At 29.9% G+C, this 7,496-nt stretch carries 5 protein-coding genes, 1 tRNA gene and 1 rRNA gene; 6 read left to right on the top strand and 1 reads right to left on the bottom strand.

Going from position 1 to position 7,496, the window contains the following annotated elements; genetic code table 11:
• From K0039_RS15885 to K0039_RS15865, 5 genes are all read left to right on the top strand, one after another.
• Positions 1–127 (top strand): 23S ribosomal RNA (locus K0039_RS15885); the annotation flags it as partial.
• A gap of 77 nt (positions 128–204) precedes the next feature.
• Positions 205–279: transfer RNA gene (locus K0039_RS15880), tRNA-Thr, on the top strand.
• A 262-nt stretch (positions 280–541) separates the two neighbouring features.
• On the top strand, positions 542–1,954 hold the full coding sequence (locus tag K0039_RS15875) for a YfcC family protein (RefSeq protein WP_228106051.1): 1,413 nt from the start codon (positions 542–544) through the stop codon (positions 1,952–1,954).
• Positions 1,955–2,073: 119 nt separating this feature from the next.
• The gene (locus K0039_RS15870) at positions 2,074–3,531 is read left to right on the top strand and encodes an aminoacyl-histidine dipeptidase (protein ID WP_228106050.1); all 1,458 of its coding nucleotides are present in this window, start codon (positions 2,074–2,076) and stop codon (positions 3,529–3,531) included.
• Positions 3,532–3,836: 305 nt separating this feature from the next.
• Positions 3,837–4,655, top strand: a complete 819-nt coding sequence (locus K0039_RS15865) for a histidinol-phosphatase HisJ family protein (protein ID WP_228106049.1) — start codon at positions 3,837–3,839, stop codon at positions 4,653–4,655.
• Between the two features lie 74 nt (positions 4,656–4,729).
• Here the strand turns inward: K0039_RS15865 and K0039_RS15860 are convergent, their stop codons facing one another.
• Positions 4,730–5,578, bottom strand: coding sequence for a YitT family protein (locus K0039_RS15860; protein ID WP_228106048.1), 849 nt, complete (start codon positions 5,576–5,578; stop codon positions 4,730–4,732).
• Positions 5,579–5,971: 393 nt separating this feature from the next.
• On the opposite strand from K0039_RS15860, the gene K0039_RS15855 reads away from it, so the two are divergent.
• Positions 5,972–7,489, top strand: coding sequence for a BCCT family transporter (locus K0039_RS15855; protein WP_228106047.1), 1,518 nt, complete (start codon positions 5,972–5,974; stop codon positions 7,487–7,489).
• Positions 7,490–7,496: the final 7 nt, after the last annotated feature.

The raw sequence follows: 7,496 nt of genomic DNA, 5'->3' as shown, positions 1-7,496 counted from the left end.
TACTTCAAGATAAGATTTCCCACCGTAAGGTTAAGGCCCCATGAAGACTACATGGTTGATAGGTCAGAGGTGGAAGTGTGGTAACATATGTAGCTTACTGATACTAATAGGTCGAGGACTTGACCAATAAATATAATGGAAACATTAAATGTTAGCAGTTTTGAAAGTACTAATTAACTAATTAGTATAACAGAAACTTGATTAGCTGGTGTGGCTCAACGGTAGAGCAGCTGACTTGTAATCAGCAGGTTGTAGGTTCGATTCCTATCACCAGCTCCAATAATAAACTAGGCAATGGTCTAGTTTTTTTTTGTGAAAAAATAAAATAAAAAGAAAAAATAAATTTTAATAATTATGAAAATTTATAATTTTTAGATTAGTTTTGGAATAAAATGGAAAAAATTTCTATGTAAATTCTTGACGAAATATGGTATTATTTATATAAAATAAAAATATTCAACAAAATATGTCGAAAATAGAAACAACTTAACTTTAAAAAGAAGATGTTTATTAAAGAGGACATAAAAGGAGAGATTGAAAAATGGGTAAACCAAATAAAAAGAAAAAATCATTTACATTGCCGTCGGCCTATACCGTGTTATTAATTATTACAGCAATAATAGCATTAGCAACACAATTTATACCTGGGGTTACAGCGGCTAAATTTTCAGATTTAGTTATGGCACCGATAAACGGTTTAAACGAGGCTATTGAGATAGCAATATTTGTTTTATTAATAGGTGGTTTTTTAGGAGTAACAGCGAAAACAGGAGCATTAGATGCAGGAATAGGAAATGTAGTTGCTAAATTAAAGGGAAAAGAATTAATATTAATACCAGTACTTATGTTAATATTCTCTTTAGGAGGAACTAGTTTTGGTATGGCAGAAGAAACTATAGCATTTGCTGCATTAGTTACAACAACTATGATAGTAGCAGGATTTGACCCATTAGTTTCAGTAGGTACGATTATACTTGGAGCAGGTAGTGGAGTTTTAGGTTCTACTGTAAATCCTTTCTTAGTTTCAACTAGTATAGGAGCTTTAAAAGGAGTAGGAATCGAAGTTAACCAGATAATAGTTATAGGAACTGGAGTAGCTTTATGGTTATCATCATTATTAATATCTATCTACTTCGTTATGAAATATGCAAAGAAAGTTCAAAAAGATAAAAATGCTTCAATATTATCAGAAAGAGAAATAAAAGAAGCACATGATGCATTTATAGGAAATGATAAAAGTGAAGAAGTAGTAGAATTTACTACTAAGAGAAGAATAGTTCTTGGATTATTTACTTTAACATTTTTAGTGATGGTAGCTGCAGTAATTCCTTGGGAAGAATTTGGAGTAACAATATTTGCAAGTACATCATTCTTAACTGGATCTTCACTAGGGCACTGGTGGTTCTCTGAATTAGGCATGTGGTTTGTAATAATGGCAATTATTATAGGAGTAGTTTACAGAATGAGTGAAAAAGATATTGTAGGATCATTTATGGATGGAGCTGCTGATATGGTTGGAGTTGCACTAGTTATAGGTGTGTCAAAAGGAATATCAGTAATGATGAGTACTACTGGATTAGATAATTATGTACTAAACCATGCATCATCAATGTTAAATGGAATGTCACCTATAGTATTTACAATAGCAGCATTCTTAATATATATGGTATTATCATTCTTTATACCATCAACTTCTGGTTTAGCTGGTTTATCAATGCCTATATTTGGACCTTTAGCAGTATCTTTAGGATTCAAAGCTGAATTAATAATATCTATATTCAGTGCAGGTAGTGGATTAGTTAACTTAGTAACACCAACAAGTGGTGTAATAATGGGAGCTTTAGCTATAGCAAAAGTAGATTATGCTACATGGGTTAAATTTGTAAGTAAAGTTTTAGTTGCAATATTTATATCATCATCAATAATCTTATGCTTAGCTATGATGTTAGTATAAAAAAGAATTGATATTATAAAAACTTAAAAGAATAAATAATATAAATTAAAAAATTACAAACAAAAGAGAAAACTTAAATGTTTTCTCTTTAAATCTTTTTAATTAAAAGGAGAATTAAAATGAAAATAGAAAATTTACAACCAGAATTAGTATTTAATTATTTTGCAGAAATATCAAAAGTACCTAGAGGTTCAGGAAATGAACAAGGAATTAGTGATTACTTAGCTAGTGAAGGAAAGCGATTAGGTCTGGAAGTAGTGCAAGATGAAAATTTAAATGTTTTAATTAAAAAGCCAGCTACTAAATCATATGAAAATGCACCTACTGTTATAATTCAAGGACATATGGATATGGTTTGTGAAAAGAATAAAGGAAAAGAACATGATTTCACAAAAGATCCAATAGAATTAAGAGTAGATGGAGATTACTTATATGCTACAGATACAACTTTAGGAGCAGACAATGGAATAGCAGTAGCTATGGGTCTTGCTTTACTTGCATCAGATGATATAGAACATCCAGCTTTGGAAGTTATTTTCACAGCAGATGAAGAAGAAACGATGAATGGTGCAATGAACATAAAAGGTGAATTATTTAAAGGACAATACATAATAAACATTGACTCAGAAGAAGAAGGAACAATAACTGTAAGTTGTGCAGGCGGAGTTACTGCAGTTGTAACAGTTGATAAAGAATATAAGGCAGTTGAAAATAAAAAATCAGCTTACAAAATAGATATAAAAGGCCTTCTTGGTGGACATTCAGGAATGGAAATAGACAAGCAAAGAGCTAACTCTAATGTGCTTATGGGCAGACTTTTAAATCATATTTCTAATGTTTGTAATATAGAATTTGATTTAGTATCTGTTGAAGGTGGACTAAAAAACAATGCTATTCCTCGTGAGGCTGAATGTATAATACTTGTAAATAGCAATGATGAAAGTAACTTAGAAAAAGAAATAAACAATACTTTAAAAGTATTCAAAAATGAATATAAAACTTCAGATCCAGATGTGACAATAGAATTTGAAAAATGTGAAAAAGCATATGATAAAGCTTTAAATGATAAGTGCAAAGAAAATATAATTGAGTTAATTAATTTAATGCCAAGAGGTATCCAAACAATGAGTATGGATATTAAGGGACTTGTTGAAAGTTCTACTAACTTAGGTGTTATAGCTAACAATGAAGAAAACTTTGTGTTTGAGTTTGCTACGAGAAGTTCAGTAAAAAGTTTAAAAGACGATTTAAACAATAGAATGACTTTATTATGTAATAAATTAGGAGTTAAATTAGATTTAATGGATGATTACCCAGAGTGGGAATATGCAAAAGACTCTAAATTAGAGAAAATTTGTGTAGATACATATGAAAAATTAATGGGTAAAAAACCTGAAATAGTTGCAATACATGCAGGATTAGAATGTGGATTATTACTAGATGCAATAAAAGGAGCACAAGCAATATCAATAGGACCAAACCTATTTGATGTTCATACACCAAATGAGCATTTAGATATACCATCAACTGAGAGAACTTGGAAGTATCTTGTTGCCATATTAAAAAATATAAAATAATTAAAAAGCGTCAACTTAAGTTGGCGCTTTTTTTGATTAAAATAAATTCTGAGCAATGGAGTTGTCTGAAGCTGTAGAAAAATGATTGGAACATACATCGTCCGAAGGCATCTTGTTTGTGTTATGAAGTGATTCGCAACAAGTGAATTAAATTTTAACTTATTTATAACAAAGTATTTACATTATCTTAATGAAAATTTCATAAAAAAATATATTATATAAGTGTATACAATAATCTTATTAAGATGGAAAATTGATATTAAGAGATATTTATTTTAACAAAAAATATAAAGGAGACTGATATTATGAATATGTTAGACAATCATGTACACACAACTTTTTCAAGAGATGGTAAGGATTCTATGGAAAAAGTAATAAAAAAGGCTATGGATATGGGAGTTGCTCATTTAACTTTTACGGATCATATGGAGTACAATACAGATAAATTTAGTATTGATTTTGAGAAATACTGTAAGACTATTGAAGAGTTTCAATGGAAGTACAAAAATTATATTAATCTTTATAAAGGAATAGAAGTAGGTTACCAAAATCATTTAGAAGATGAAATAAATAATATAATAAACAAATATGCTTTTGATTTTGTATTGTGTTCAACTCATATAGTAGATAAAATTAATGTGCCTGATCCTAAGTTCTTTGAGGGGTATAGCAAAGAAGAAGCTTATAGAAAGTATTTTACAAGTATCTTAGAAACAGTAAGAGAATTTAAGAACTTTGATACTTATGGGCATTTAGATTATATTGTAAGATATGGAAATTATGAAAATAATAAAGTAATTTATAATGATTATAAAGATGTTCTAGATACTTTGTTAAAGACAATTATTGAAAGTGGAAAAGGTATAGAGATAAACACATCTGGTATAAGATACAACTTGGAAGCCATGCATCCTAACCAAAATATTCTTCAAAGATATAAAGAGCTAGGCGGAGAAATTATTACAGTTGGTTCAGATTCGCACCAAGCAAAGGATCTTTGTAAAGATTTTTATAAGGCTTATGATATGCTAGAGTTCTTGGATTACAGGTATGTTTGTATGTTCAAAGAAAGAACACCTGTGTATATTAGTATTGAAAAAACTAGAGAAGGAACAGTGGCATAATATGAGAAATAAAATAATCACAATAAAGCACTTCCCATTTAATATGTAGGAAAGTGCTTTTGTTTTTTAATAAGTTATATAGGTTTAAATCCTTCACCTAATGCTTCAAAAATATCTGTAATTATTATAAATGCATATGGGTCTGTATGTTTAACCAGTTTTTTTAATGTAATAACTTCTTTCTTTGAAACAACAACAAGAAGTACATTTTTTTCACTCCCAGTATATAATCCTTGGCCTTTTAAAATAGTAGCACCTCTTTGCAATTCATCTGTTATGGCCCTTCCAATTTCCATATATTTATCAGAAATAATTGTAAAAGATGTGGAAGTATTAATACCTTCTACTATTATATCGCTAACTTTTACTATTATGTAGAGAGCTATGGCAGAATAAAGAGCAACTTCAATATTTTTGCTAACAATACCTGATAAAGCTACGATGCAACCATCTGCAAATCCCATAAGTGTAGGCACACTTAGGGAAGGAAAAGATTTATTTGCCAAAATTCCTATTAAGTCAGTACCTCCAGTACTTCCGTTTATTCTAAATATAAGCCCCAAAGCTATTCCAAGTACAATACCTCCAGAGATGGAAGATAAAAGAACGTCATTAGTAACATTAATATTTCCTAGATTTTCGGTTATTTTCAATGAAGCAGTAAGAAATATTATGCCAAGTAATGTTTTTGATGCATCTTTTTTTCCAAGAATTCGAAAAGCAAATAGGAATAAAGGTATATCAAAAGTTATGTTTATTAGCCAAATTGGCAAGCCAGTTAAGGTGTTAATAATAATTGACACACCAGTAAGTCCTCCTGGTGCAATGTTATGAGGATTTAAGAACATATTTATGGAAACCGCCATGAACAAACAGCCTACCATTAAAATAATTACTTCATTAAACTTTAACGCTGATTTCATTTTAATTACACCTTTCAATTAATAAATAAATGCACTTCCTATAAGTTTAACCAGGAAAGCTAAATATTATGTGAATTGGGAAAGTATAAAAAGAAAGCTAGGGTATGAGGCCCTAGCTTTTTAGATATATAAAACGAAATACTTTCATTAGTAAAATGAAAAATAATTCTAGGTAGGTAGTAATAATCACTTTTAAATAGTGGAATTACAACTTACGATTTACAATTATATAGTACAACAAGTTTTACATTTTATGGTTAAAGGAGTGTTAAAAGTATATTAAATAAAAAATAAGTCGTAAGAAATAAGTAATAAATTTCATAACTTTTCATAGAGTACTATTTCTCCGTGATCTTGAATAATAAATTATATCAAAATAAATGGGGGGATAATATGTTTTTAAGATCAGTGAACTATAGAAGTGGGACAAAGAGACATAAAAACAGAAACTATGTACTGATATTTTCTTTGTTATTAACAGCCACGGTGGCATTTGTGGGAATTTTATTTCCGGAGAAATTTAATTACATATCAACAAAGTTATTCAATGTACTTGTAGATAAATTTAGTCCCATGTATCTTATGCTTATGCTGGGGATTTTTTTCTTTTCTTTGTATTTAGCTTTTAGTAAATACGGAGATATAAAGCTTGGTAAAGAGAACGACAAGCCAGAGTTTAGCAATGTGGTGTGGTTTTCCATGTTATTTGGGGCTGGAATGGGTATAGGGTTAGTATTTTTTGGAGCATGGGAGCCTATGAGTCATTTTGTTAATCCACTAAATGCAGTAGGTGGCAGTGAGGATGCAATTAGATTTGCTATTGAGCAGAGTTTTATTCACTGGGGTGTAATGTCTTGGGTTTCTTATGCAGTTATAGGAGTTTCTTTGGCTTATTTTCAATTTAGAAAAGGAAGAAAGGGACTTATTAGTTCTACTTTAGATCCTATTTTGGAAAATAATAAATACAAAAATTCCATAAAGTTAATAGTAGATGTTCTTGCTATTTTTATTACAGTAATAGGAGTGGCAGCATCTATGGGACTGGGAACTATGCAAATTGGTGGAGGAGTGGAGTATTTATTTGGAATAAAAAATACCTTCAAACTTCAACTTCTTATTATATTAGTAATAACGGTAATTTACATATGGACAGCTGTTGGTGGATTGGACAAAGGAATGAAACAATTATCAAACATAAACTTGGGCTTAGCTACTATTCTTGTCGTGGGATGCTTCTTTGTAGGACCCACTTCAGAAATCATGAATACATTTGTAAATGGTGTAGGTGACTATGTTAATTATTTTGTATCACAAAGTTTATTTATAAATCCTATTACTAGCAATGAATGGGTATATAAATGGAGGATTTTTTACTGGGCTTATTGGATTTCTTGGTCACCTTTTGTAGGAGTTTTTATAGCAAGAATTTCAAAAGGAAGAACTATAAGGGAGTTTATTTTAGGAGTAATTATAGTTCCTTCTATTATATGTATGCTTTGGTTTGTAATTTTTGGAATGATGGGTATGGACTTAGGTTATGAGTTTGCGAAAGAAGCAATTACATGTACTGATACAAGTTTGTTTAAAGTATTTTCTCACTATAAAGGTGGATTTGTATTTTCCATAACAGCCATATTCTTGTTGTTTACTTTTTTTATTACTTCAGCAAACTCAGCTATATACGTACTTAGTATGTTTACTTCTAGAGGAAGCTTAAATCCTAAAAACATTAATAAAATTATATGGGGAGTTATTCAAGCTTTATTTGCCATAGTATTTATAATGCTTGGAGGACTGGATATACTGCAAAGGTTCGCCATAGTGGTATCTTTTCCTTTTGCATTTGTTATTGTAGCAATAGGAATTGCTTTGGTTAAGGAACTCAAAAAAGAAAAATGTCGAAAAAGTTAGAACGAAT

The organism is Terrisporobacter mayombei (genome assembly GCF_020748465.1).
GTDB lineage: Bacteria > Bacillota > Clostridia > Peptostreptococcales > Peptostreptococcaceae > Terrisporobacter > Terrisporobacter mayombei.
This window is presented reverse-complemented; position numbering and strand designations above follow the sequence as displayed.

What these genes read in the sequence shown, in the direction of transcription:
- K0039_RS15875 (WP_228106051.1), top strand. Translation starts at nt 542, where the DNA reads ATGGGTAAACCAAATAAAAAGAAAAAATCATTTACATTGCCGTCGGCC.
- K0039_RS15860 (WP_228106048.1), bottom strand. Translation starts at nt 5,578, where the DNA reads ATGAAATCAGCGTTAAAGTTTAATGAAGTAATTATTTTAATGGTAGGC.
- K0039_RS15870 (WP_228106050.1), top strand. Translation starts at nt 2,074, where the DNA reads ATGAAAATAGAAAATTTACAACCAGAATTAGTATTTAATTATTTTGCA.
- K0039_RS15855 (WP_228106047.1), top strand. Translation starts at nt 5,972, where the DNA reads ATGTTTTTAAGATCAGTGAACTATAGAAGTGGGACAAAGAGACATAAA.
- K0039_RS15865 (WP_228106049.1), top strand. Translation starts at nt 3,837, where the DNA reads ATGAATATGTTAGACAATCATGTACACACAACTTTTTCAAGAGATGGT.